22 protein-coding genes and 1 pseudogene are annotated in these 26,714 nt (G+C 29.3%); 13 read left to right on the top strand and 10 right to left on the bottom strand.

All coding sequences use genetic code 11. The annotated features are described in order from the left end of the window. Nucleotides 1-66: 66 nt before the first annotated feature. The 3 genes from V3V28_RS03665 (at nt 67) to V3V28_RS03655 (ending at nt 6,385) form a co-directional block, all read left to right on the top strand. Entirely contained in the window at nt 67-4,533 is a 4,467-nt protein-coding gene (locus tag V3V28_RS03665) for a LamG-like jellyroll fold domain-containing protein (protein ID WP_331363669.1), read from the top strand. Between the two features lie 141 nt (nt 4,534-4,674). Next, on the top strand, nt 4,675-5,334 hold the full coding sequence (locus V3V28_RS03660; protein WP_331363668.1) for a DUF6624 domain-containing protein: 660 nt from the start codon (nt 4,675-4,677) through the stop codon (nt 5,332-5,334). A 70-nt stretch (nt 5,335-5,404) separates the two neighbouring features. Beyond that, nucleotides 5,405-6,385 carry an NADPH:quinone oxidoreductase family protein gene (locus V3V28_RS03655; RefSeq protein WP_331363667.1) on the top strand — a complete coding sequence of 327 codons (981 nt, stop codon included), beginning with the start codon at nt 5,405-5,407 and terminating at the stop codon, nt 6,383-6,385. 1 nt (nt 6,386) lies between these two features. Here the strand turns inward: V3V28_RS03655 and V3V28_RS03650 are convergent, their stop codons facing one another. The 3 genes from V3V28_RS03650 to V3V28_RS03640 form a co-directional block, all read right to left on the bottom strand. Then, the gene (locus V3V28_RS03650; RefSeq protein ID WP_331363666.1) at nt 6,387-7,193 is read right to left on the bottom strand and encodes a DNA/RNA non-specific endonuclease; all 807 of its coding nucleotides are present in this window, start codon (nt 7,191-7,193) and stop codon (nt 6,387-6,389) included. A 3-nt stretch (nt 7,194-7,196) separates the two neighbouring features. Then, nucleotides 7,197-7,640, bottom strand: coding sequence for an acyl-CoA thioesterase (locus tag V3V28_RS03645; protein WP_331363665.1), 444 nt, complete (start codon nt 7,638-7,640; stop codon nt 7,197-7,199). Between the two features lie 73 nt (nt 7,641-7,713). Then, nucleotides 7,714-9,846, bottom strand: coding sequence for a carboxy terminal-processing peptidase (locus V3V28_RS03640; RefSeq protein ID WP_442957515.1), 2,133 nt, complete (start codon nt 9,844-9,846; stop codon nt 7,714-7,716). A 211-nt stretch (nt 9,847-10,057) separates the two neighbouring features. On the opposite strand from V3V28_RS03640, the gene surE reads away from it, so the two are divergent. The 5 genes from surE to V3V28_RS03615 all read left to right on the top strand — a co-directional run bounded on the left by surE (nt 10,058) and on the right by V3V28_RS03615 (nt 14,815). Continuing rightward, complete coding sequence (gene surE / locus V3V28_RS03635; protein ID WP_331363663.1) at nt 10,058-10,828, top strand: 5'/3'-nucleotidase SurE; 771 nt, start codon at nt 10,058-10,060, stop codon at nt 10,826-10,828. Beyond that, nucleotides 10,816-11,103 carry a hypothetical protein gene (locus V3V28_RS03630; protein WP_331363662.1) on the top strand — a complete coding sequence of 96 codons (288 nt, stop codon included), beginning with the start codon at nt 10,816-10,818 and terminating at the stop codon, nt 11,101-11,103. The genes surE and V3V28_RS03630 overlap by 13 nt, the downstream gene beginning before the upstream one ends. Before the next feature lies 1 nt (nt 11,104). Continuing rightward, entirely contained in the window at nt 11,105-12,214 is a 1,110-nt protein-coding gene (lpxB, locus tag V3V28_RS03625; RefSeq protein ID WP_331363661.1) for a lipid-A-disaccharide synthase, read from the top strand. Nucleotides 12,215-12,223: 9 nt separating this feature from the next. After that, the gene (locus V3V28_RS03620) at nt 12,224-12,703 is read left to right on the top strand and encodes a C40 family peptidase (protein ID WP_331363660.1); all 480 of its coding nucleotides are present in this window, start codon (nt 12,224-12,226) and stop codon (nt 12,701-12,703) included. A gap of 93 nt (nt 12,704-12,796) precedes the next feature. Then, on the top strand, nt 12,797-14,815 hold the full coding sequence (locus tag V3V28_RS03615; protein WP_331363659.1) for a ComEC/Rec2 family competence protein: 2,019 nt from the start codon (nt 12,797-12,799) through the stop codon (nt 14,813-14,815). Here the strand turns inward: V3V28_RS03615 and V3V28_RS03610 are convergent, their stop codons facing one another. The 3 genes from V3V28_RS03610 to V3V28_RS03600 form a co-directional block, all read right to left on the bottom strand. Beyond that, on the bottom strand, nt 14,816-15,334 hold the full coding sequence (locus V3V28_RS03610) for a thioredoxin family protein (RefSeq protein WP_331363658.1): 519 nt from the start codon (nt 15,332-15,334) through the stop codon (nt 14,816-14,818). It abuts the gene before it with no gap. Nucleotides 15,335-15,462: 128 nt separating this feature from the next. Next, nucleotides 15,463-16,974, bottom strand: coding sequence for a peptide MFS transporter (locus tag V3V28_RS03605; protein WP_331363657.1), 1,512 nt, complete (start codon nt 16,972-16,974; stop codon nt 15,463-15,465). Between the two features lie 3 nt (nt 16,975-16,977). After that, entirely contained in the window at nt 16,978-19,209 is a 2,232-nt protein-coding gene (locus tag V3V28_RS03600; protein WP_331363656.1) for a S9 family peptidase, read from the bottom strand. Between the two features lie 143 nt (nt 19,210-19,352). Between V3V28_RS03600 and V3V28_RS03595 the strand changes: the two are divergent. The 5 genes and pseudogenes from V3V28_RS03595 to V3V28_RS03575 all read left to right on the top strand — a co-directional run. Beyond that, nucleotides 19,353-20,621: pseudogene (locus tag V3V28_RS03595) on the top strand (hydroxymethylglutaryl-CoA reductase, degradative); the annotation flags it as partial. 93 nt (nt 20,622-20,714) lie between these two features. Next, entirely contained in the window at nt 20,715-21,086 is a 372-nt protein-coding gene (locus V3V28_RS03590) for a DUF1569 domain-containing protein (RefSeq protein WP_331363716.1), read from the top strand. Next, entirely contained in the window at nt 21,086-22,012 is a 927-nt protein-coding gene (locus V3V28_RS03585) for a GYDIA family GHMP kinase (protein WP_331363655.1), read from the top strand. Before V3V28_RS03590 ends, V3V28_RS03585 begins: the two co-directional genes overlap by 1 nt. Continuing rightward, nucleotides 22,009-23,226 carry an NAD(P)/FAD-dependent oxidoreductase gene (locus tag V3V28_RS03580; RefSeq protein WP_331363654.1) on the top strand — a complete coding sequence of 406 codons (1,218 nt, stop codon included), beginning with the start codon at nt 22,009-22,011 and terminating at the stop codon, nt 23,224-23,226. The genes V3V28_RS03585 and V3V28_RS03580 overlap by 4 nt, the downstream gene beginning before the upstream one ends. 4 nt (nt 23,227-23,230) lie before the next feature. Continuing rightward, a complete protein-coding gene (locus tag V3V28_RS03575; protein ID WP_331363653.1) occupies nt 23,231-23,788 on the top strand; it encodes a thioredoxin family protein in 558 nt (185 codons plus the stop codon). Between the two features lie 553 nt (nt 23,789-24,341). Here the strand turns inward: V3V28_RS03575 and V3V28_RS03570 are convergent. From V3V28_RS03570 to V3V28_RS03555, 4 genes are all read right to left on the bottom strand, one after another. After that, entirely contained in the window at nt 24,342-24,506 is a 165-nt protein-coding gene (locus V3V28_RS03570; RefSeq protein WP_331363652.1) for a hypothetical protein, read from the bottom strand. Between the two features lie 43 nt (nt 24,507-24,549). Continuing rightward, complete coding sequence (locus tag V3V28_RS03565; RefSeq protein WP_331363651.1) at nt 24,550-24,783, bottom strand: hypothetical protein; 234 nt, start codon at nt 24,781-24,783, stop codon at nt 24,550-24,552. Nucleotides 24,784-24,787: 4 nt separating this feature from the next. Further along, nucleotides 24,788-25,393: a thiamine diphosphokinase gene (locus tag V3V28_RS03560; RefSeq protein ID WP_331363650.1), complete on the bottom strand. Its 606-nt coding sequence runs from the start codon at nt 25,391-25,393 to the stop codon at nt 24,788-24,790. Nucleotides 25,394-25,457: 64 nt separating this feature from the next. Further along, nucleotides 25,458-26,663: a serine hydrolase domain-containing protein gene (locus tag V3V28_RS03555; RefSeq protein WP_331363649.1), complete on the bottom strand. Its 1,206-nt coding sequence runs from the start codon at nt 26,661-26,663 to the stop codon at nt 25,458-25,460. Between the last annotated feature and the right edge of the window lie 51 nt (nt 26,664-26,714).

Below are 26,714 nucleotides of genomic sequence, written 5' to 3'. Positions count from 1 at the left end.
ATTATTTTTAATTCAATTTAGTTTCCCCCATTTTTTTCAAAATTATAATAACAAAACTATTTTAATATGGTAAAAATTGGGAGTTCATTTAAGTTTTCTTTTTTTATAAAAAAAGTCCTATTTCTATTTATTTTATTATCAATAACTACAATCTATTCTCAAGATACAGATGGAGATGGTATTGTAAATTCTATTGACAGAGACGATGATAATGATGGTATTTTAGATGTTGATGAATGTAATATGATAGTTTTAGAAGACAATCCGCTTTTACTAGATATGATTGTAAAAGTAGGAACTCCAGAATACAGTCCAGGACAAACCAACCAAAATGTAGGTACAAGAATGGTTTTTGAAATGGTAGATCCAGATGATATTACAACAACAGTTGTTGTCTGTAGAATTACTATTTTAAGCATAACCCCTGCTCTTGATGGAGCAACAGCTGTAATAGATTGGACAGTAGAAGACGATAGTCCTAGAGTTAATTTAAAAGTTACAGGAGGTTCATCATCATCTGTAGATGCCGCAAAAGTAAAATTCGAGTTTTTTGATCCAGTAGAAGACATAGCCAATTTATTAACAGGAGCTGCAGGAGTTTTACCTGTAGATGTTTCTTTTAGTTACGGAATAAAAGACATTGATTTATCACCAGAACCAAGAACAGAATCTATTGCTATAGATGCAAGTAATTTAACAGGTTATACCATAGAAGACCCTACAACCTTAACTTTTTCAGATACAGATATTCCCGGATATTTATTGTTTACAGGAACCATAAATAATCCTACAGATATTATAAAACTTACTTACTTTGATCAACAAACATTTGAAGCAGACATTAGATCTACACATTCAGATTCTGGTTTCATTTTCAATTTTGGTAATACAGATGTTTTAAGCAGTCCAATAGAAACCGTTTTACAATGTACAACAGATAAAGATGGAGATGGAATTCCGAATCATTTAGATATTGATGCTGATAATGATGGAATTCCTGATAATGTAGAAGCGCAATCTACTTTAGGTTATATTCCTCCTTCTGGAGTTGATACTGATAACGATGGTTTAGATGATGCATATGATCCAGATTGTACACCTTGTGGATTAATTACTGGAGTTCCAGTTCCAATAACAAATACAGATGGAGTTGACAATCCTGATTATATTGATACGGATGCTGATAATGATGGAATCCTTGATATTAATGAAAACGGATTTCCTGACATTCCTTTAAGCGAAATAGATACTGATAATGATGGTTTAGATGATGTTTTTGAAGGAAGTGATGCTAATGATGGTTTTGATGTAAATGATGAAATAGAAACGCCTCAAACAGATTTACCAGACACAGATGAAGATGTGCTCACTGAAGATGTAAATTATAGAGATGATACAGAAGATCCTTTACTTCCAGGGGTTTTAGGGAATATTTTATGGTTAAGAGCTGACAAAGATGTTACGGGAACTACAAATATTACTGCTTGGAATGATCAATCAGGAGATGATGAGCACGCAAGTGGCGCTTTAGGAACAAGACCAAATAAAATTGATACAGGTATAAACTTTAATCCTTCTATAAATTTTAACGGTTCAGGTAATTTTATGCAAATTACTGGAGGAATTCTAGAAGATGATGAATATAATAGTGTTTGGGTTTATTCTGTAATGAAATCCAATGCAACTCAAAACGCCTATGTTTTCAACGAAAATGAAGATGGTGCTGATGCTTTATACATGAGTGTTTATAATAATCAAGATAGAATTAGATTTAGACACGCAGGAAATACGTTAACAACAAGTATTGGGACATTTACAAATGATGTTTTTAGTTTGCAAAATTATGGGGCAAATAATAATACAACAACACCTTCAGGAACTGCAAGGTCTATTTATGAAAACGGACAATTAATTAGAACAGGAAGTAGTACATCAACAGAAGGTGGAGATAATCAAACACTATTTATTGGTTCTTTAGATGGGGCTTCAAATTATTTCAATGGGGAAATTGCAGAAATAATGGTTTTTAACGATGTCCCTTCTGCTTTAAAACAACAGCATATACAATCTTATTTAGCTATTAAATATGGAATTACATTAGACATAACAGATGATAATGCCACAATTACTGAAGGGGATTATCTCTTAAAAGATTTAACCACAAAAGTTTGGGATTATACAGAAAATAGTGCCTTTCATAATGATGTTGCAGGTATTGGTAGGGATGATGCAATGGCTCTAAATCAAAAACAATCTAAATCTATAAATTCGGATGCTGTAATTACTATTGGTTTAGCAGCAATAGCAGAAAATAACGAAACAAACATAAATGTATTTCCTTTAAATGAAGATTTTTTAGTTTGGGGAAATAATAATGGAGATTTAGCAACAACAACATCTACTACTTTATTATGTGCTCCAGAATTAACAATTAATAGAACTTGGAAAATTGTTGAAACAGGAAATATTGAGTTGGTACAAATTGCCATTCAAAGAACTATTTTAGATGCTGTTTTAACTACACCATCAACAGTAAAAGTTTTAAAAACTGCAGATGATGCAGCATTTACAACAAACGTTCATTACATACCTGTAATTGCAGATGTAATTAATGGATATAGTGTATATGAAACAAAAGTAAATTTCTTCGGAACAAAATATTTTACATACGCAGAAGTAAATGGTATTTTCTGGAATGGAGATTTGAATGCTTGGGTTGGTGGTTCTGCTGATGATAATTCTGCAAATACAGATGCAGATGATGTAGATAAAGTAATGGTGATTGATTCAGAATCCTCGATGACACACGCTATTTTAAATCAAAATGCAAGAATAGAATGTATTTGGATTCAAGGAAACTCAAGACTTTCTGTTGCAGCTGATAACTTTTTAGAGTTTGATGAAAACTTTGTTTTAGACGGAGAAATAAGATTAGTTGGTCAATCTCAAATTGTACAAACTCACTCAGGAGTTTCTAATGTTGTTGGAACGGGAAAAATTTTTAGAGACCAACAATCTACTGTTCCTAATGTGTATAGATATCATTATTGGGGTTCTCCTGTGGTAGAAACTGGTTTACCAACTTATAGAGTTGGTCAAGTTTTAAAAGACGGAAGTATACCAACTTCATCCGATGGTTTAGCAAATGAAGCAAGAGATATTAATTTTACTTCTGAAGGTTATGATGGTGCTTTTGACCCTTCAAATGTAGACCCTATATCTATTGCAAATTATTGGATTTACAGCTATTTAAATGGAACAACTAGAGGTGATTGGATTCAGAAAAAAGAAACTGGAGTCCTAAATAGAGGTCAAGGTTTTATTATGAAAAGTACAGGTAGAACTCCACAAAATTTTGCTTTTACTGGTACACCAAATGATGGCACAATTTCTATTTCTGTAGATGCAAATACGAGTAGTTTGTTGGCAAATCCTTATCCTTCTGCATTAGATGCTGTAGATTTTATAAATGATAATATTACAACTATAGAAAACCCAGATGGAGATGATGCCATTGATGGAACTCTCTATTTTTGGGAACATACTGGAAATGGCCTAGGTGATGGAGATGATGGACATAACAAATACAAATACCAAGGAGCCTATTCTACAAGAAACCTAATAATGGGAATTGCAGCTGCTATTCCAATTGATGGAGCTGGTGGTTTAGGTGACGCAATTTATAATGCGCCGGGAAGATATATTCCTGTTGGGCAAGGTTTTTTTGTAAATACTGGTGCTTCTGGTGGAACAATTATTTTTGAAAATAGTCAACGAAATTTTCAAATAGAAGATGGAGTAAATTCCATTTTCTTGAAATCAAAGAATAAAAAAGATAAAGAGCTATCTATACTGAAATTAGGATTGAGTTATAAAAATGATGAAGATTTAGAAATTCATAAACAAGTTGGAATTTCATTTATAAAAGAACATACTTTTGGTTTTGAGAATGGTTATGATAGTGAAACTTATAATGAGGATGAAACTGATTTTTATTGGAAATTTACTGAAACAGAAAAGAAGCTTTCAATAGCGAGTGTTCCTACAATTACAAATGATTTAGAAGTTCCTTTAAGTATTAAAATTAATACAAACAATAAAGTTTATTTAATGCTAGATGAAAAACAATCTATTACTCATCCAATATATTTATTAGATAAAATTGAAAATAAAATGTATGATTTTGATCAGCCTATAGATTTAAACCTTGAAAAAGGTGAATACTTAAATAGATTTTTTATTGTTTTTAGCGAAAATGTATTAAACATTAATGCTCTTCCATTAAGCAATAATATAAAGGTTTACAATGACATTAAAAATAAAGAGTTGGTTATCTTAAATAAGTCTCTTATAGAAATCACAAAAATTGATTTTTTTAATTTATTAGGACAACAAATTAGCAGATTTAAAAATATAAAGACAAATGACATAGAAATAAGAATACCTAATAAAGGATTTGTTTCTGGAGTTTACTTTGTAAAAGTAAAAACAACTATTGGAGTTTTTTTTAAAAAAATAATTATTAAAAAATAAATGATTGTTGTTTAATTCGGGGGAGTTAGGCAGCATATTGTTTAGTTTAATTTGTGAAAAAGTAATTTTAGTTTTCATCACAAAAAAAAACAAAGGCTAATCCTTTTTTAAGAATTAAAAGCTAACATTAAAATTAAAATTATGAATAAATTTTGTCAAATTATTATCCTATTATTTATTATTGGTTGTAAAAACGAACCTATAAAACAAGTAGAGTTCAACCAAGAATTAAAAGATGAACTTGCAAAAATGGCAATTACAGATCAAATTGCAGCGTATATTCCGCAAGGCAAACATAAAGAATTAACAAAAGAAGAGTGGAATGCCTATAAAGACAGTGTATTTACAACACATCAAAAAAGGTTGAGTGAGATTTTTAATAATCATGGTTTCCCAGGATTTGATTTAGTTGGAAAAGAAGGGGCAAAAAATTTCTGGATGATGACACAACATTCCGATAAAAAACCTGAATTTCAATTTAAAGTATTAGAAAAAATGAAAGTTGAAGTATCTAAAAAAAATGCAAAAGCGAGGCTTTTTGGTTTGTTAACAGATAGAGTAAACTTGAATACTGGAAAAAAACAAATTTATGGAACTCAATTAGATTTCGATGTTACCATAGGTAAAGGATATCCAAGAAACCTAGCAGACAGCGTAAATGTTAATAAAAGAAGATTAGAGATTGGTTTAGAACCATTAGAAGTTTATCTTAATAAAATGAACCAAATGCATTTTAAAATGAATAAAACTCATTATGATAAAATTGGAATTATAAAACCTTATGAATACGTTGTAAAATAATTTTCCATAATCTAATGAACTGTTCCTCTTAATAATTATTATATTTAAGAAATTAAATTACATCAATTTTATGAAAGCAATAGTTTGCAGCAAATTCGGAACTCCAGATACTTTACGGTATAAAGAAATAGAAAACCCATTACCAAATAAATGTGAGGTCTTAATTACTGTAAAAGCATGTAGTGTTAATTTTCCTGATACTTTAATTATCCAAGGTAAATATCAATTTAGGCCGGAATTTCCTTTTTCTCCGGGTAGCGATGTCGCAGGAATTGTAGAGAAAGTTGGCGAAAATGTAAAACATTTTAATGTAGGTGATGAAGTTGTTGGTTTTATTCCGTTTGGTGGTTTTGCAGAAAAAGCGATTGTAAAAGTAAAAGATTGTTTTCCGAAACCAAAAGGAATGTCTATGGTAAATGCATCTGCTTTTTTATTAGCGTATGGAACATCTTATCATGCTTTAAAAGACAGAGCAAAACTTAAAGAAGGTGAAACTGTTTTAATTTTGGGTGCTTCTGGCGGTGTTGGTTTAACAGCTTTGGAATTAGCAAAATTAATGGGAGCAAAAGTAATTGCAGCTGCTTCTACTCAAGATAAATTAGACCTATGTAAACAATATGGTGCCGATGAAGTTATTAATTACACAGAAGAAAGTTTAAAAGATAAAGTAAAGGAACTTACAAACGGAAAAGGTGTAGATGTAATTTATGATCCTGTTGGCGGGCATTTTTCTGAATTAGCTTTAAGAGCAATTGCTTGGAAAGGAAGGCATTTGGTTATTGGTTTTGCGAATGGAGAAATACCGAAGATTCCAATAAATTTAACGCTATTAAAAGGTGCAAGTATTGTGGGTGTTTTTTGGGGAGCTTTTGTTCAGAAAGAGTCAAAAAAGAGTTTGAAAAATATTCAGCAATTGTTAACTTGGTTTGTAAAAGGTGATTTAAAACCACATATAGACAGAACGTATTCTCTAGAAAATGCACTAAAAGCTTTAGAAGATATGATGCAAAGAAGAGTAAAAGGTAAAATTGTAATTGATATGGAATTGTAGTTTATCTAAAACTCCAGTTTTTATAACTACTAGAAGCTTCTAACCTATTTTCGATGTCATCTGGTAAATTTGGAAAAAAATCAATACCAGTTTTTTGTTCTAATTCATCAATAGATATTACAAATTCATACAAAGGTTTTTTACTTTCTTTATGGGGGAATAAAAATGCAATTGTTTTAATCTCTGGTTGAGTGTAATCTAGTAAAATTTTATAGAATTGTTTAGGGACTGAAATTTTGTCTTTACCAATAGTTGGTAAGTTGTTTTGTAAAATGCCACCAGTAACAACATATAAGTGATTGTGTTTTTTTGCCCAATACCGAGTTTTCTGTTCTAGTTTATTCCAAATACCAGCATTAAAATCGTGCTTTTGAGGAGAAATATTTGAGGTTAAAAAAGTCTCATTATAGCTATCTACAGTTAACCTTCTATCTCCAGCAGGACATAAATGTCCACGGTCATAGCCAGAGTTTTTATAGCTTCGCCAATGTGCAGATTTTGTTTTTACTTTTGGATCTACATTAAAGTAGGGACGCTTTCTATTTGTGTAAACAATATCTTTTTTGTTTAAAGAATAGGCTACCCACTCTGCTTGTTCATGTTTTTCTGAATAAGATAAAGTGTATCCGTTATGTTTTATAATTTGATTTGTGGTTGAGGTTGGTAAATAGTTGAAACCATTATTATTATTATTATTATTAATTGTTACTGTTGAAGAATTATTGTTGTTTTTATTTTTCTCCTGAAAATAATAAACAGCAAATAAAACAACCAATGCAATTGCCGATATAATTCTTCTTTTATTCATTCTTTATTTTTTTAGCAGAATTTCTTTAAAATTTTCAGATTTTTCAGCAAAATCAAATAATTGTTTTGCTTCTTTTGGAGGAACAGTTAGTTTTCTTTTTGTTAAATCTATCCAAGCTCCGTAGACTTTTATTACTGCGGATAGTTTTCCGGCTTGGTTAAAAACTTGATGTTCTAATTTCCAGCGTTCATTCTTACTAGAAAGGCCAGATAATTTAATGTCTACGGTTATGTCTTCTCCTAAATGAATTTCCTTTCTAAAAGAAGTTTCTTCTGTAAATAAAATAGGACCAATATTGTGTTTGGTAAATTCTTCAATAGAAAAATCGTTTTCAGCAAAGTACCTTACTCTTACTTCTGCGGCATAATCATTATATGCTGTATGTCGCATATGCCTGTTTGGGTCAAAATCCGACCATTTCGTTGCAAATATTACTTTAAAGCTCATACTACAAAAATAAATAAAAAACCTGATTGTATTATGCATACAATCAGGTTATAAATTAGAATATTATTTTTTATTAGTTTTTAACGATTTCAGAAGTTTCTTTTAGTTTTAATTCACTTAAAACATTAATAGCTTCAGAAACATACATGTCTTTTGATAAATTTTTATGCCAAGCAACTCTCTTTCCTTCTAAAACTGAATCTTTTTTTAGAAGAGAAATTTCATAAGATGGAGATTTAAAAGTTAAATTAGATTTATATTCAAAAACTGATTTAAACTTTTTTGATGCTTCTTTTTGCTCTTTATTTTCTTTAGAAAAAGACTTATAGTTTAATGAGTAAGAAGTATCGTCTTGATTTTCTTTTAACCATTTAGCATAATCGTTTACCATTTTAAATTTCGGACTTGCAGCAATTCTTTCTTTACTGTTATATATAACATCAGCAAAATTAGCATAAGAATTTGTTTGCGAATAATTGGCCTGTTTTACTTTGTCCCAAACTAAAGCACCTTCTAAGTCACGCTCACCAAATTTCATATAACTATATCTACTTGGCATTGCAATATCTGAATAAACGCCTTCTACTTGCGTAGATCCACCATTAATTCTATAAAATTTCTGAATGGTCATTTTTAAGTACCCTAAATCTTTTTTATATTTTGGGTGAAATTGATTGATAGGTAAAATGTTTTGAACCGTTCCTTTACCATACGTTTGGTTTCCGCCAATAATTATAGCTCTTTGATAATCTTGCATTGCAGCTGCAAAAATTTCTGATGCAGAAGCAGAAAACTCATTTACTAAAACAACTAATGAACCATCCCATTGTATTTTTGAATCTACATCATTTTTTATAATAGGATTTTCTCCTCTATATTTTACTTGAACAATTGGGCCTTTATCAATAAATAATCCACTAATTTCAATAGCAGTTTTTAAAGAACCACCGCCGTTATTTCTTAAATCGACAATTAAACCAGAAACGCCATCGTTTTTTAAACGTTCAATTTCTTTTTCCATGTCTTTGGCAGAATCTCTATAATTTGCTTCATCAAAATCTATATAGAATTTTGGTAAATCTATAATTCCGTATTTTTTTCCTTGTTTTTCTACAATGCTAGATTTTACAAAAGTTTCTTCCAATTCCACAACATCTCTAATAATAGAAATAACTTGTGTAGAACCATCTAATTTTTTCTTAACCGTAAGTCTTACTTCGGTTCCTTTTTTTCCTTTAATGAACTTAATAGCGTCATCTAAACGCATACCAACAATATCTAAAGGCTCTTCATCTCCTTGCGCTACTCTTAAAATAATGTCTTCTGCTTCTAAATCTCCTTGTTTCCATGCTGGACCTCCAGAAACCAATTCAAAAACATGTGTGTAAATTCCTTTTTTCTGAAGCCTTGCACCAATTCCTTCTAATTTACCAGACATATCTTGATCAAAACGTTCTTTAATTCTTGGAGCCATATATGTTGTATGAGGGTCAAACGCACCAACTACACTATTTAAAAAAGTAGAAAACCAATCTTCGTGCTCTAGTTCTTCAATTCTTAAATATAATTCGTTCATATTTTTTAAAACCTCTGCTCTAGCTTCTTTTTCTAAAGTGTTAAAAGATTTTTTCTTGAATTTACTATCTTTTTTAATTTTGTTAGCTTGTAGTTCTAATTTTTCTTGAACCATACTTAATGTGTTCAGTTTTAGCTGCTTTCTCCAGTAATCAATTAATTCGTTTTCGTTTTTTGCATACGGAACTTTATCATAATCAAGATCAATAGTTTCTTTCTTTTTAAAGTTAAAAGGCTGTTCTAATAAATCTGCATAATACAATTTGGCATTTTTAATTTTCTCTATAAAACGACCATAAACTAGGTTGTAAAAAGAAACATCATCTCTTAATAATTGATTGTCAATTTGGTATTTATATTGAGAAAATTCCTTAATATCATCCTGTGTGAAATATCGTTTACTTGGGTCTAGACCATCTATAAAACTGTTGTAAACTTCTTCAGAAAAATTATCATTCATTTTCTTTTCAACAAAGTGCATACGTGTTAAAATGTTCTTTAAAACATAAATTAAAACCTTGTCTTTATCAGGATCTGAAATTGTTTTTGAGTTAGATGCTTGTGCTGTAAAACTTCCTGTTAGAATTAATACTGTCAAGAAAAATGTGGTAAACTTATATTTCGTTTTCATATATCTTCTGTCATGATTTTTATTTTTTAATTACGCTGTGTACTTTGCTAAACTACTAAAATAATGCCAAATTTGTTAAATTGACTTTTACATTCTAAAGTTTTTGTTAAATCTACACAATGTTACATAAATTTATAAAGTGATATTCTTTAAGAAATGTTAAAATGAAAATTGTTTAAAATAAATTACATTTGTATTTAAAACAATAGACATGCAAGAAAAACCATTAATTTTAGTCACTAATGATGATGGCATTACAGCTCCAGGAATAAGAGCACTTATACAAATAATGAATAAAATTGGTGATGTAGTTGTTGTTGCGCCAGATAGTCCACAGAGTGGAATGGGACACGCAATTACGGTAGATAATGTATTGCATTGTAATCCTATAACCATAGATGACGGTCCTCAATTAGAGTATACATGTTCTGGTACACCTGCAGATTGTGTAAAAATGGCGATTAGTGAAATTCTAAATAAAAAACCAGATTTATGTGTTTCAGGAATTAATCACGGAGCAAATTCATCTATAAATGTGATTTATTCTGGAACAATGAGTGCCGCGGTAGAAGCTGGTATTGAAGGAATTCCTGCTATAGGGTTTTCATTATTAGATTTTAAATGGCACGCAGATTTTAAACCATCAGAAAAATTTGTAAAAAATATTACTTTAAACGCCTTGTTAAACGGAATTCCTGAAGGAATTGTTTTAAATGTAAATATTCCTAATTTAAAAAAGGAAGAGATAAAAGGAGTAAAGATTTGCAGGCAAGCAAACGGAGTTTGGAAAGAGAATTTTGATAAAAGGAAAAGCCCATTTGGTAAAGAATATTATTGGCTTTCTGGCGAATTTGTAAATAAAGATAAAGGACAAGATACAGATATTTATGCATTAGAAAATGGCTATGTTTCTGTAGTTCCTGTTCAATTTGATATGACTGCACATCATATGATTCAAAAATTAAATTCTTGGGAACTATAAAAAAAAATATCCTCGTTGGCATTTTAGTATCGCTTTTTGCAACATTTGGCGGAGTTTTCTTGTATTTAGAATACATTTCTCGTTATGGGTTTTACGAAACTTTAGAAATGATACAACAAGGAGATTTATATGGTAAAGTATTATCTATAGCTGCAATTCCTAATTTATTTGTTTTCTTTATTTTCATTAAAAAGAAACAAGATAACAGAGCAAAAGGAGTTTTAATGGCAACAATTTTAATTGCATTAACTACATTAATTTTAAAGTTTTTCTAGTATGAAATATTACATTATTGCTGGTGAAGCTTCTGGAGATTTACACGGTTCTAATTTGATGAAGGCTTTGTGTAAAGAAGATGCAAATGCAGAAATTCGTTTTTGGGGTGGAGATTTAATGCAAGCAGTAGGCGGAACTTTAGTAAAGCATTATAAAGAAAGAGCTTTTATGGGTTTTGTTGAGGTTTTAATGAACCTCTCTAAAGTATTGGGTTTTATTAAGTTTTGTAAAAAGGATATTGCAGAATTTAAACCAGATGTCATTATTTTTATAGACAATTCTGGTTTTAATTTACGCGTTGCAAAATGGGCTAAAGAAAACGGGTTTAGAACAAATTATTATATTTCTCCACAAGTTTGGGCAAGTAGAGCAAATAGGGTAAAAGATATTAAAAGAGATGTAGATAAATTATTTGTAATTCTTCCTTTTGAAGAAGAGTTTTACAAAAAATACGATTATGAAGTTTCTTTTGTTGGGCATCCTTTAATTGATGGAATTGCAGATAGAAAACAAGTAAACGAAGCTGTTTTTAAGCAAGAATACAATTTAAATGATAAACCAATTATTGCTTTATTACCAGGGAGTAGAAAGCAAGAAATAACAAAAATGTTGCCTGTAATGCTGTCTTTAGTAGATAATTTCTCTGATTATCAATTTGTAATTGCAGGAGCTCCAAGTCAAGATTTTAGCTTTTATAAAGAAATAATAGGTGATAGAAAAGTGAGTTTCATCAACAATAAAGCATACGATTTATTAAGTATTTCTTATGCTGCTTTGGTGGCTTCTGGTACCGCAACATTAGAAACTGCATTATTTAAAGTGCCGCAAGTAGTTTGTTATAAGGGAAGTACAATTTCGTATCAAATTGCGAAGAGGATTATCACTTTAAAGTTTATTTCTTTAGTCAATTTAATTATGGATAAAGAAGTAGTAAAAGAGTTAATTCAGGATGATTTTAACAAGAAAAATTTAAAAGCAGCGTTGACTAAAATTTTAAGTGGAAATGATCGCGAAAAATTGTTTTTAGAATATTTTGAATTAGAAAAAAAACTAGGAGGAAAAGGAGCTTCAGAAAAAGTAGCCAAACAAATTGTAGCGAATTTAAAATAAACTTAAAAGATGAAGAAAACACTGTTTTTATTGATCGCTTTTTCGTTTTTGATGAGTTCTTGTTCATCATCAAAAAAAGTAGTTAATAGCATAAATAAATCAACTTTTAAAGCGGATAAAATTGTTGCAAACGCTTTGAAATTTAAAGGTGTAAAATATAAATTCGGAGGGACAACAAAGAAAGGAATGGATTGTTCTGGTGTTTTGTATGTTGCTTTTGGTAAAGAAAGTGTAAAATTGCCAAGAGTTTCTAGAGATATGGCCAAAAAAGGAAATAAAATTTCTTTAAAAAAAGCTAAAAAAGGTGACTTGCTATTCTTTAAAACCAGAAAAAGTTATAGAAATATAAACCATGTTGGTTTAATTGTATCTGTAAAAAATGGAAAAATCCGTTTTGTACATGCTACTTCTTCAAGAGGCGTAATTGTCTCTAATCTATCAGAAAAATACTGGAAAAAGGCTTTTGTAAAAGCAACAAGGGTTTTATAATACTCATGTTTTTCTTTTGATTGAAAAATCAAAATAATTGGTTTTCAGTGCTTAATAATTAAAGTAATATTTTTTTTCTATCTTTAACTTGCTATGAACAGGTTAAAAAATTATTTACCCATGCACTTTGTTGTGCTCGTAATTTGGGGTATTATATTTCAATTTTATACTAAAATTTGGAGTTTCGGTTTTCTACCTATTTTTTATGTTATCTTATTTTTATTAAGTTTATTATTCATTTTTAAAAATAAAGTAGTTCGTACTATTTTAGCTTTCTTTCTCTTTTTTTTTATTGGAATTGTTTCCGTTTATGTGAATAATGATCAAAACAATAAAGATTATTATCATCATTTTGTAGAACAGAATTCTAAAGTCATTTTTACGGTTAAAAGGGTTTTGAAATCTGGTTTTTACCATCACAAATACCAAGTTGAAGTAACGCAAGTGAATGGCTTAAAAACAAGAGGAGAAGTGCTTTTAAATATTAATAAAGATAGTTTGTTTATTCCTCTAAAAGTTGATGAACAAATTTATTTAAAAGCAGTTTTTCAGGAAATTAAATTGCCATTAAACCCACATCAATTTAATTATAAAGAATATTTAGAAAAACAAGGAATTTACCAACAAGTATATCTTAATAATTCTAAATTTATAAAGTTAAAAACAAGCATTTTTTCTTTGGTTGGTTTGTCATCAAAATTCAGGAATAAAATTCAAGAATCGTTACAAAAACACCATTTTAAACCAGATGAATTGGCAGTGATAAACGCATTACTTTTAGGACAAAGACAAGATATTTCAAAAGAATTAATATCAGACTATCAAAGAGCTGGAGCTATACACATTTTAGCAGTTTCTGGTTTGCATGTTGGTGTGTTTCTTCTCATTTTATCTTTCTTGTTTAAACCGATAGAAAGAATTAAGTATGGAAAATTCATAAAAGTAAGCCTAATAGTATTGTTATTATGGGTGTTTGCATTTATCGCGGGACTTTCTGCCTCGGTTGTAAGAGCTGTAACCATGTTTACCTTTTTGGCATTAGGTATGACTTTTAGAAGAAAAAATAGAATAGAATTTTCTTTAATAACTTCTATGTTTCTTTTGTTGATTATAAAACCAATGTTTCTTTTTGATGTTGGTTTTCAATTGAGTTATTTAGCTGTTTTTGGTATTATTTGGATACAGCCAAAATTGGATGCAATTTACAAGCCAAGATTTTTAGTGGATAAAAAAGTATGGCAATTATTTACTGTTTCAATTGCGGCACAATTGGGAGTTTTACCTTTGAGTATTTTTTATTTTCAACAGTTTCCAGGGTTGTTTTTAGCTTCTAATTTAATTATTATTCCTTGTTTGATGTATATTTTAGTTGGCGGAATTATATCGATATTCTTATCGCTTTTTAATATACTTCCACAGTTTTTAGCAGATGTTTATGGAAAAGTTATTTCTTGGATGAATAGTTTTGTCAGCTGGATCTCTAATCAAGAAGCATTTTTGTTTAAAGAAATTTCTATTTCATTTTTAATGATGATTTCTTGGTATGTTTTAATTGTTTTTGGAACTCGTTTTTTCATCAATAAAAAGCCTAAAAAGTTATTGTTCTTTTTAACTTCAATTTTAATATTGCAAAGTATTTTTTTTATTGAATTTCGACAGAAAAATGATAAAAATGAATTTATTATTTTTCATAAATCAAGACATTCAATAATAGGAAAAAGAGTAGGAGAGCAGTTGTTTTTGCAGCACGATTTAGATTCACTAAATTTTAAAGACGATTATAGTTTAAAATCATTTAGAATTAAAGAAAATATTAAAGTAATTCATCAAATAGATTATAAAAACATTATTCAGTTTTCAAACAAAAATATTCTACTAATTGATAGTTTAAGTGTTTATAATATTAAAGGTTTAGGAAACCCGATTGTTGTTTTACAACAATCGCCAAGAATTAATTTATCCAGATTAATTAAAAAAATAAAACCATCTCAAATTATTGCAGATGGTTCTAATTATAAAAGTTATGTAAAAAGATGGAAGCTAATTAGTGAAAAAGAGAAAATTCCTTTTTATAATACGAGTAAAAGTGGTGCGTTTATAATAAAGAAGTAATTATAAATTACTTTTAAACCCTTTTTCAAAATCTTCCCATTTTTTAGTTTTATAGACGTCTTTAGAAAAATAAACCAATATTTTTTCCATCATTTTTTTATCTAAAAAACCTGGGATTTTTTGAATCATTTCTTCCTCTTTTGTCAAGAAAATAGTTGTAGGGTAAGATAGTTTCCCTTCCATTAAAGATGCTGGTAATTGATGGTAACCACGTCTTCCTTCTTTTTGATATTTAAAAGTATATTCTTTGTAAATAATATCTTTCTTATCTTCTCCATCTAACTTAATTGCATAAAAGTTAGTGTTTATATATTTAGCAATTTTTTTATTAGAGTAAGTTTCTAAATCTAATTTTTTACAATACCCACACCAATCCGTATAAACATCAATTAAAATTGGTTTTGGATTTTCTTTATTTAAAGCAATAGCTTCTTCAAAACCAAGCCAGTTTATTTTTTCTTGTGCTTTTGAAGTAAAAGACGCTAAAGCAATTGTTAATAGTAAAATTATTTTTCTCATAATTTAAAAGTCGCAAATTGTGTACCAAATTTACATATTAAAATATAAATTAAGTTTTTATAAATTTCTGAAACAGAAAAAACCTCATAAATTTAGTTTATGAGGTTTTAATTAATGTGTGTTAATTTTTAATGAACATTACCTAATAATTTCTTCATCAATGGGGAGAACAATAATACAATTGCACCTGCTCCTAATGCATATAATGCAATTAGGTGAAATCCATCTGTATAAACGCTTAAAGTTTCTAGAGGATTAATAACTTGACCAGGTACATTTTCTATAGCTAGCTCTTCAGAGATAAAACCAACAATTTGAAAAGCAAATGCTGATGATAAGAACCAAACTCCCATCATAAATGATACTATGTTTTTTGGTGATAAATCTGTGATTTTAGATAACCCAACTGGAGACATAAATAATTCTCCAACAGAAATGATAAAATACATAGCGAATAAATAATAGAATGGGACCATTCCGTTTTCATTTGCACTTCCTCCACTAATAGACAGAATATAAAAACTTAAACCTGCTAATAATAATCCTAAACCGAATTTATAGGGAGTTCTTGGATTCAATTTTCTTTTTGATAAATAACCCCATAATAATGAAATAGGAATTGCTAAAATGATAATAAACATTGAGTTTAGTCCATTTGTTTGTCCAGCACTCATTATGCCTTCTAAATCAACATTTCTTGATGCAAATAAAGTAATTACACTTCCTGATAATTCATGAAACCCCCAGAATAAAGTCATGAAAAAGGTAATTAATACCGCCATAACTAATTTTTTTCGAGCTTCATTAGTTTTTAAATTATAAATGATATATCCAAGATATACTAATACAGCAAAACCAATAAATTTAAAAATTCCAGTAACATAGTTTGCTTGCCATGATGCTAATAACCATGCTATTCCTGGTGCTGATAAAAATGCAATAATTGGAATAAGTGTCTTTTGTGGTATACCTAAAACTTTCTTTTCATAAATCTCTTTGCTTGGTGGCATTCCTTTATCTCCAAAAACATTCTTTTTAATTCCACTCCAAAAGAAAATTAAACCTGCTAACATTCCAATTCCCGCTAAACCAAATCCATAGTGATAACCATATTCAACAGCTAACCATGCACATAAAAAAGGAGCAACCATTCCGCCAATGTTAATCCCCATATAGAAAATAGTAAAACCAGAATCTTTTCTTACGTCACCATCTTTGTATAAAGCACCCACAAAAGTTGAAATATTAGGTTTGAAGAAACCATTTCCAACAACTATTAAAGCCAAAGCCAAAAAGAAAGCGATATCGTTTTCTATAGCTAAAACAAAATGGCCTAACGCCATTAAAATTCCACCTAAAAAAATTGAGGCACGCATTCCTAAAATTTTATCAGAAATTTGCCCGCCAATTACAGTAGAGGCATAAACCAGTGAGCCATATGAAGCGTATACAACAGCTGTTGCCGAGTCTCGTTCAGTAATAGCAACAAAAATCTTCTCAACCATGTAAAGCGTTAATAACGCCCTCATTCCATAGAAACTAAATCGTTCCCAAAGTTCAGCAAAGAATAAATAAAATAACCCTTTTGGATGACCGAACATTTGTGGGGCTTCTGAATTTGTAATAGCAGTATCTGACATAGTTTATCCTTTTATTTTAGTTGATGTATTTGATTTATTAATTAAGTGCTCTTCTACAAATTTTGTCATTTTAGTGTACAAATTCAAGCGTGTATTTTTTCCTTTATAAATTCCATGTGTTCTGTCTGGAACAATAAACATATCAAATTGTTTATTAGCTTCAATTAAAGAATTTATCATTCTATAAGAGTTTTGCACATGTACATTATCATCTCCAGTTCCGTGAACTAATAAATAATTTCCTTTTAATTTATCTGCATATTCCACAGGAGAATTATCATCATAACCACCAGGGTTTTCTTGTGGAGTTCTTAAAAAACGTTCTGTATAAACAGTATCGTAAAAACGCCAAGAAGTAACAGGTGCAACGGCAATTGCAGTTGTAAAGATATCACTTCCTTTTAATAAAGAATTTGTACTCATGTGTCCTCCAAAAGACCAACCCCAAATACCAATGTTATTTTCATCAATATAAGGACGTTCTGCTAATTTTTTTGCAGATGCAATTTGGTCTTCAGTTTCATATTTCACCAAGTTTAAATAAGTGGATTTTTTAAAATCACTTCCTTTAAAACCTGTTCCACGCCCATCAACACAAACAACAACCATTCCTTGTTGTGCTAACATATTATGCCAATAATCATTACTCGCATTCCATTTATTTCCAACTTGTTGAGAACCTGGTCCAGAATATTGAAACATTAACATTGGGTATTTTTTATTGGCATCAAAATCTGCAGGTTTTACCATCCACATATTCAAATCATTTCCATTTATGTTAATAGTCGAATACTCTTTCGGACTCATTTTATATTCAGACAATTTTTCTTTTAAAGCAACATTGTCTTTTATCACTTTTAACATTTTTCCTTCACCAGAATATAAAGAATAAATTGGTGGAATTTCTGCAGTAGAATGTGTATTAATAAAGAAGTTTAGGTTTTTGCTAAAAGCAGCGTTACTTTGTCCTTCTTCATTGGTTAATAATTTTTTGTTTTTACCATCTAAACCAATCGAGTAAACACCTCTGTTTGTAGATCCGTTTTCTACAGATTGATAATAAACAGTTTTTTTGTTTTTGTTATAACCATAATAATTAGTTACTTCCCAATCTCCTTTTGTTATTTGGTTTATAAGTTTTCCGTTGAAATCATAATGATAAATATGGTTGTAGCCATCTTTTTCACTAGTCCAAATAAAGCTATCATCTTTTAAGAAAGTAAGATTGTCTGTAATATCTATATAGGCTTTATCCGTTTCTTCTAAAAGTAATGTTGAGCTACTTCTTAAAGCATTTACTTTGTGTAATTTTAAATTATTTTGATGACGGTTTAAAGTGGTTGCCACTAGAATATCATCATCATTAGACCATTTAATTCTAGGAATGTATTCATAATCTCCTAAAGCTATTTTTTTACTGTTTTTTGATGAAACAGAATACATATGTAAAGTTACATTGGCATTTTTTTCACCAGCTTTTGGGTATTTAAAAACTTGTTGGTCTGGGTAGTTTCCTTTACCAACCATGTCCATAGAAAAAGTAGGAACATTACTTTCATCAAAACGTAAAAAAGCCAAATGTGTACTAAATTTATTCCATTGAAAAGCTCTTACAAAAGCAAATTCTTCTTCATAAACCCAATCTGTAATTCCGTTAATTATTGAATTAAATTTACCGTCTTTAGTAACTTGAGTTAATTTATTTCCGTTCGTTAAGCTTAAAATATAAATGTTATTCTTTTTTACGTAGGCAATTTTTTTACTGTCTGGTGAAAAAGTTGGTTCTTGAATACCTTTACCAATTAAAGTCATTTTTTTAGAACCAATATTATAATGGTAAAAAGTACCTGTATAAGAACGTCTGTATATCTTTTTAAAATCTGTTCCTAAAATTATAGAAGATTCTTCCGCATTAAAACTGTAAGAAGAAAAACCATCTAAATCTTTTAAATCATTACTATTTACAATTGTTTCTACCTTTTCTAACGTTTGGTATCTGTATTTGTCTACAGTGGTTGCTTTGGTTTCTTTATCATAATTCAAAAGAGTGTAAAAATTACCATCCATAGAATTTAAAGAATTCATTCTTTCTGGAGAAAAAGTTCCATCCCAAATTTCTTCTAAAGTAATTTCTTTGGTTCCTGTAGTAAAGTTTGAAGATGTTTCTGTTTTTGTCTTTTCTTGGCAACTTATCATCAATAATAAGGTAGTTGCTAAAATGATCCCTTTTTTCATTCTTGATTTTGTAATTAATAAAAGTTTGCCAAGTTTACGTAAAAATTCGCAAAAAATATCTTAAAAAAAGAGAAATCTTGATTATTTAATACTTTTAAAAAGGTTTAAATTATATTTGTTGTCTATAGTTTACAGAACAATACATGAGCAAAATAATATCAGGATTTTCAAAGTTTAGCAAAGAGGAAAAAATACAGTGGCTAACAGAGAATTACTTTAATAATAAATCTGAAACCGTTAATACTATAAAACAATATTGGAATGTTGATACTGATTTACAACAACTTCATGATGATTTTATAGAGAATACCATCTCTAATTTTTATATGCCGTTTGGTATTGCGCCAAATTTTATAATAAATGATAGAACGTATGTTGTTCCTATGGTTGTTGAAGAAAGCTCTGTTGTTGCAGCCGCATCTTTAGTAGCAAAGTTTTGGAGTACACGCGGTGGTTTTAAAACCAAAGTAATTGGTACTACTAAAATCGGGCAAGTACATTTTATGTTTGCTGGTAATAAGAAGGAATTAGAAGATTATTTTAACACAAATAAAACTGAATTATTTGCTGCTACAGCTTCCATAACTAAAAATATGGAAAAGCGTGGTGGTGGAATTTTAGACATAAAATTAGTAGATAAAACAGATCAATTAGAAAACTATTATCAATTACTAGCAACCTTTGAAACGAAAGATTCAATGGGAGCAAACTTTATAAACTCTTGTTTAGAAGCAATTGCAAATGAATTTAGAAATGATGACATAGAGATTGTAATGAGTATTTTATCTAACTACGTTCCAGAATGTTTAGTTAGGGCAGAAGTGAGCTGTAAAATTGAAGAATTGGGTGGCGAAAACCCACAAAAATTTGCAGAGAAATTTTACCAAGCAGTAAAAATTGCAGAAATAGAACCTTATAGAGCAGTAACTCATAATAAAGGAATTATGAACGGAATTGATGCTGTAGTTGTAGCAACAGGAAACGATTTTAGAGCGGTTGAAGCTGGCGTTCATGCTTATGCGGCGCGTTCTGGGCAATATTCGAGTTTATCGCATTGTGAAATTAAAAACGGAATTTTTAAATTTTGGATAGAACTTCCTTTGGCTTTAGGAACTGTTGGCGGCTTAACTGCGTTGCATCCAATGGCAAAAATTTCTTTAGAAATGTTACAAAAACCTTCTGCAAGAACATTAATGCAAATTATAGCAGCAGCTGGTTTAGCACAGAATTTTGCAGCTTTAAGAGCACTTACCACTAAAGGAATTCAGCATGGACATATGAAAATGCACCTACAGAATATTTTAAATCAATTAGGAGCAACAGAATCAGAAAAAGCAGAACTTACTTCTTATTTTGATAAAAGAACAGTTTCTCATTCTGCAGTTGTTACTAAATTTAATCAATTAAGAAAGCCAACAATAAATTGGGTAGACTTTTTAGATTTTGATGAAGTTCGCACTAAACTATCAACCTTAAAGGTAGATGATAAACCAGTTTTTGGAAAAATGAACAGTCAGAAAATGATTGAACATTTATGCACAGTTACACAAATTGCAAACGGGAATTTGAAAATAAATGTATTTGTTTCTGATGATAAAACCGCTCGTAGAAAACCTTTTTTAAATACAAAAAATGAATTACAAATAGGTTTTAAAGCTTCTTTTTTAGCAGAAGAACCAGTAAAATTGAAATTTAATTCGATAGAAGATGCAATTGAAGATTTAATTAAGGAAGTAGTCATTTTTGTGAAAATTTTTAAGGAAGATAAAAGTAGAGTAGTCGTTCACCCATTTTTTGGGGAATTAGATTTTGAGTATTGGAAAAAATTTCAAGTGAAACATTTTACACATCATTTTAAACAATTTGATTTAATCTAATGAACTTTTACTCAAACGGAAAATTATTATTAACAGGTGAATACCTTGTTTTAGATGGTACTAAATCATTGGCTGTACCTACTAAATTCGGGCAAGACTTAATTGTTGAAAAAATAAAAGAACCAGAGATTATTTGGGAGAGTTTTACGCATACTGGAGAATGTTGGTTTGAAGCTATTTTTGACTTGCCAAAACTTCGTTTGATTAGTTGTAACTATAATTCAGTTAAAGAAGGAAGTGGAGAGATTATAGCGGAAACTTTGTTAGAGATTTTAAAAGAAGCTAAAAACTTAAATCCTAGTTTTTTAGAATCAGAAAATGGATTTTTGATAAAAACAAACCTGAATTTTCCAAGAAATTGGGGTTTAGGTACTTCATCAACCTTAATAAATTCAATTGCAAATTGGGCAAATGTAGATGCTTTTAAATTATTGTGGAATTCTTTTAAAGGGAGTGGTTATGATATTGCTTGTGCACAAAACAATACATCAATTTTTTATCAAATAGAAAATGAAAAACCTACAGTTGAGCAAGTTGAGTTCAATCCGGCTTTTAAAGAAAACTTGTTTTTTGTTCATTTAAACCAGAAGCAAGATTCTAAAGAGGGCATTGCAAAGTTTAGAGAAAGTGGAAGTAATTTTAGTAAAGAAATTGAACGAATTTCAGAAATTTCTAATGAATTTTTAAAAATAAATTCTTTAGAAAAATTTGAAAATTTAATAATTGAACACGAACAAATTATAAGTTCAATTATCAAATTAAAAACAGTAAAAGAAAAGTTGTTTCCAGATTATTTTGGTGCAATTAAAAGTTTAGGAGCTTGGGGAGGAGATTTTGTTTTAGTAACAGGAAATTCTAAAACACCAGCATATTTTAAAAATAAAGGATTTGAAACAATTCTTACATATCAAGAAATGGTTTTATGAGTAAAGTAATAATTATTGGTGGTGGAGCTGCAGGATATTTTACAGCAATAAATGCGAAAGAAAACAATCCGGATTTAGATATTACTATTCTAGAAAAAGGAAAAGATGTCTTACAGAAAGTAAAAATTTCTGGTGGCGGAAGATGTAATGTAACGCATGCGTGTTTTGAGCCAAAAGAATTGGTAAAGTTCTATCCAAGAGGAGAAAAAGAATTGTTAGGGCCTTTCCATAAATTTATGACAGGAGATACTTTTGAATGGTTTAATGAGAGGGAAGTTCCTTTAAAAATTGAAGAAGATAATAGAGTATTTCCAGAAGCTAATACAAGTCAGGTAATTATAGATTGTTTTCAGAAATCTGTTGATAAGTTAGGGATTAAAGTGTTAACAAACTGTGGTGTAAATTCTGTTTTTCAACAAGAAAACAAATGGGTTATCAACACTAAAGAACAAACTTTTAAAGCGGATAAGTTAGTTATTGCTGCGGGAAGTTCTAAAAAGGTTTGGGAATTATGTGAAACTTTAGATCATTCTATTATAGAGCCTGTTCCGTCTTTATTTACCTTTAATATTAATGATAAGAGATTGGTGGATTTACTGGGGACTTCTGTACCGAATGCTACTGTAAATATTTCTGGCACAAAATTAGAAGCTTCAGGACCTTTATTAATTACGCATTGGGGAATGAGTGGGCCAGCAATTTTAAAACTGTCTGCTTTTGGAGCAAGAATTTTGGCTGATAAAAAATATCAATACAATGTGGAAGTAAATTGGTTATCTAGGCCAACGGATAAAGTTTTGAATGTTTTATTGAATTTAAAAAAGAAAGAGCCACGTAAAACGGCCATTTTAAAATCACCTTTTACAGAGATTTCTAAAAGATTATGGGAACGTTTTGTGTTATTTTCGGGTATTTCTAAAACTCAAAATTGGGCGGATTTGAATAATATTCAGTTAGAAAATTTGGCAAATCAACTTACAAAAGGAATTTATAACGCAAATGGAAGAACTACATTTAAGGATGAATTTGTAACAGCTGGTGGAATAGATTTAAAAGAAATTAACTTTAAACGTTTTGAAAGTAAAAAACACAACAACTTATTCTTTGTAGGTGAAGTTTTAAATATTGATGCAGTAACTGGTGGATTTAATTTTCAGAATGCTTGGACTGGTGGTTTTATTTGCGCTACAGCTTTAGCAGAAACTAATTCCTAGTCTAATGGCAAGAACAGAATCAAACGAATTTAAAAACGGAACATCAGCTCCTAGTTTTAATTTACTCAATACAATAGATGGTAATTTTCTATCCCTTTCTAAAGTAAAAGGAGAAGAAGGAACAGTAATTATGTTTATATGTAATCATTGTCCGTTTGTAATTCATGTAAATGATGAGTTAGTTAAAATGGCGAATGAATATCAACAAAAAGGAATCAATTTTATTGCGATAAGTTCTAATGATGTTGAGAATTACCCACAAGATTCGCCAAAATTAATGCTGCAATTAGCAATAGATGAAAGCTATCCTTTTCCTTATTTATATGATGAAACTCAAGAAATAGCAAAAAAATACGATGCTGCTTGTACTCCAGATTTTTATGCTTTTGACACAGATTTAAAATCAGTTTATCATGGGCAATTAGATGATTCAAGACCTGGAAATGGAAAACCAGTTACAGGAATTGATTTAAGAAATGCTCTTGATAATTTATTAGAAAATAAATCTGCTTTAGAAAATCAAAAGCCTAGTATGGGTTGTGGAATAAAATGGAAAAAATAGATTTTTTATAAAAAGATAAAAGCCATTTATATTTTAATCTAAATGGCTTTTAAATAATTGAATAAATATGAATTGGGGGATATATTTAAACCTACTATATGTAAATATAAAAAGAATATTTTTTTAAAAAATTGATGTATGATAAGAAATTACTTTAATTTTTTCCTTATTCTACTTAAACTCTCACTTGTAATACCTAAATAAGAAGCGATATGGTAGTTTTTTACTTTTTTTTCAATTTTTGGGTAACTTTTTATAAAAGAAATATATTTTTCTTCTGCCGATTTTACGGAGTTTTCTAGGATTCTATTTTGATAACTTGCAAATGCTTTTTCGATTTTTTTTCTATAGAAAGTTTCTAATTTATGTATTTTAGAATACAGAATTTCTATATCCTTTTTAGCAATTTCGTATACTATTGCATCTTGAATAACTTCAACTATTAAGTTAGATTTATAATTGTTAAAATATGCATTTAAATCTGTTATCCACCAGTCTTTTATAGCAAATTGAATCGTATGTTCTTTTAGGTTTTTGTCTATATGGTATGATCTTAAGCAGCCACTAAAAACATAATATTTATGAAATACAGTTTTATCAGAATATCACCTTTTTTTAAAGTTCTTTTTTTAAGTATAGGGTGTATAAGTGCTATTTCTTCTGGAGTAAAAGAAATGTCTTTATAAATTTCTGAAATAATTGATTGTTGAGCTTCCATAAAAATACTTAAAGTTTAAAGTTAAGTAAATTATTTTTAAAGGTTAACCAACTTCACCGCGATGCGGTTTTAAAGCATCTCTATAAATTTTCATGTCCTTTTCATCAACAGTTATAAAAGCAGAAAACAACATTTCATTTTTTTCTTGAATATCTATTTCATGAAAAGTTAACTTTTCAATAGCTGCAAATTCTTTTAAATGAATGGTATGATGTTTTGCTGTTTCTTTTGCATCAGGACCTCTAAAATCCCACAATAATTTTATTTTTCTAGGCATTTTTTTAATGATTGACAAAAATAAAGAGTTCTCCAGTTTTATAACTGATGTCTATTTTATTTTTAATCGCTTTATTTCTTGTTCCTATTCTTTTTCCAAAAGATAAATCTTCATTATTTAATGAATATTGTAATCCTGTTGTGGTGATATCTGTAGCTTTTGGAAAAGGAATTAAGGAAACAGTTTTGTTTTTACAATCAGAAATTGTTGTGCTTTTATCAGCTAAAAAATAACGACAATAATTATCAACAAAAGTAAGTTTCAACTTGCTTTTCCATTGAATTGCTGTGTGTAAATTCCCTAAAAAGTGATCTTGTTCTTTACCACTTGCTCCAAAAATGTCAATATTTTCAAAACCTTTATCATACAAGATTTGTAATATTTTATCAAAATCTGTAAAGTCTTGATTTGGTGTATGAATCACTTCAGTATTTGTTGGAAGGTTTTCTAAAGAGTCAAAATCGCCACTAATGAAATTGGGAATAATGTTATTTTTTTCTAAAAAATGGTACGCACCATCTGTTGCGCAAATAACTTCATAGTCAGAAAGACTTGGAAGTTTATTTGGTACTTCACCATTCAATAATAAAAAAACTTTTTTAGTTTTCATAAATGCAAAAATACCTATTTCAAATGAATGAAATAGGTATTTTAAAAACCGAGTAATTTTTTAATTATTCTTCTTTGTTAAGCAAGTGTTTATTGCCCCTAGAAGTAAGTTCCATTGTTTTTGTTTTCAAGTTAAAATCAAAACGAATCCCCATTGCGTCATAAATAAAACTATCTTTTTTAACGGCAATTAATTTAAAAGTTGGTTGCCCTGTTGCTTGTGCGAAAAGGGTGTTTCCTTTTTTTGAGAAAGTTACTTTTGCTGGAAAAGTTTTACCACTATAAATTCCTAAATAAGTATCTAATTCAGCCGAGGTTAAATTAATAGCGATTTTCTTTTTTAAATAGGTGTCGTTTTCAAAATAAGTATCTAAAATAGATATCACAGTTGGCATTATCATACCACTAAAACCATTAAAGGTAAAAGCTATTGAAGTTTTTTTCTCTGGAATGTATAAGGCATAAGATTGAAAACCATCAATTCCTCCATCATGTCCATAAATCTTTAAACCTTTAAATTCAAATTGCATAATACCTAATCCTTGCCCTTTTTTGATATTCATGAATTTTTTTAAAGATTCTGCAGAAGTTAGTTTTTGAGTAAATAGATTGGTGAAAAAAACATTCAATTCAGAAGAAGTTGAAACAATTGCACCAGCTCCCATTGGTGCAGACATATGTGTTAGCATGTCAATTAAATTCCATTTATTATTTTCAAAATAATATGCAAAAGCTTCATTGTTGTTTGGTGCAATTGGTTTTCCGAATTCTGTTCTTTTTAAATTTAGAGGTTTAATTATTCTAGAGTTTAAAATTTCTGAAAATGGTTTTTCATCTAATATTTCAGAGATATAAGAAAGAATGATAAAGTTTGTATTTGAGTATTTTGATTTTTCTTTCGGCTCAAATTGAATTCCGTTTTTAACAAAACGAGCAATCATTTTTTCGCGAGATTGTGGTTTTGTAATCCAACTTCTAATTTCTTTATCTTCAGTAATATTTGCTAATCCACTTTGATGCCTTAATAAATCTTCAATAGTAATATTGTCTGAATTTTGTATTGCAGGAAAAAACTCATTAAGTAATGAATTTAAGGTTAACTTTCCTTCATCAATTTGCTGTAGGATAATTGTTGTTGTAAAAATTTTGGTAATAGAACCAATTCTGTGTTTGGTAAATTTATCTCCTTTTGTTTTGTTTTTAAGGTTAGAAAAGCCAATGTTTTTTTTATAGAACTCAGTCCCATCTTTAAAGATAGAAATTGATCCCATTGCTTTATTTTTTAATTCAAGTTTGCCAAATAAGTTGTCGAGATTTTTTAT

Source organism: Polaribacter sp., assembly GCF_036480315.1.
In the GTDB taxonomy this organism is placed as follows: domain Bacteria; phylum Bacteroidota; class Bacteroidia; order Flavobacteriales; family Flavobacteriaceae; genus Polaribacter.
Note: the sequence above shows the minus strand (reverse complement) of the source record. Positions and strands in the feature narration are given on the sequence as shown.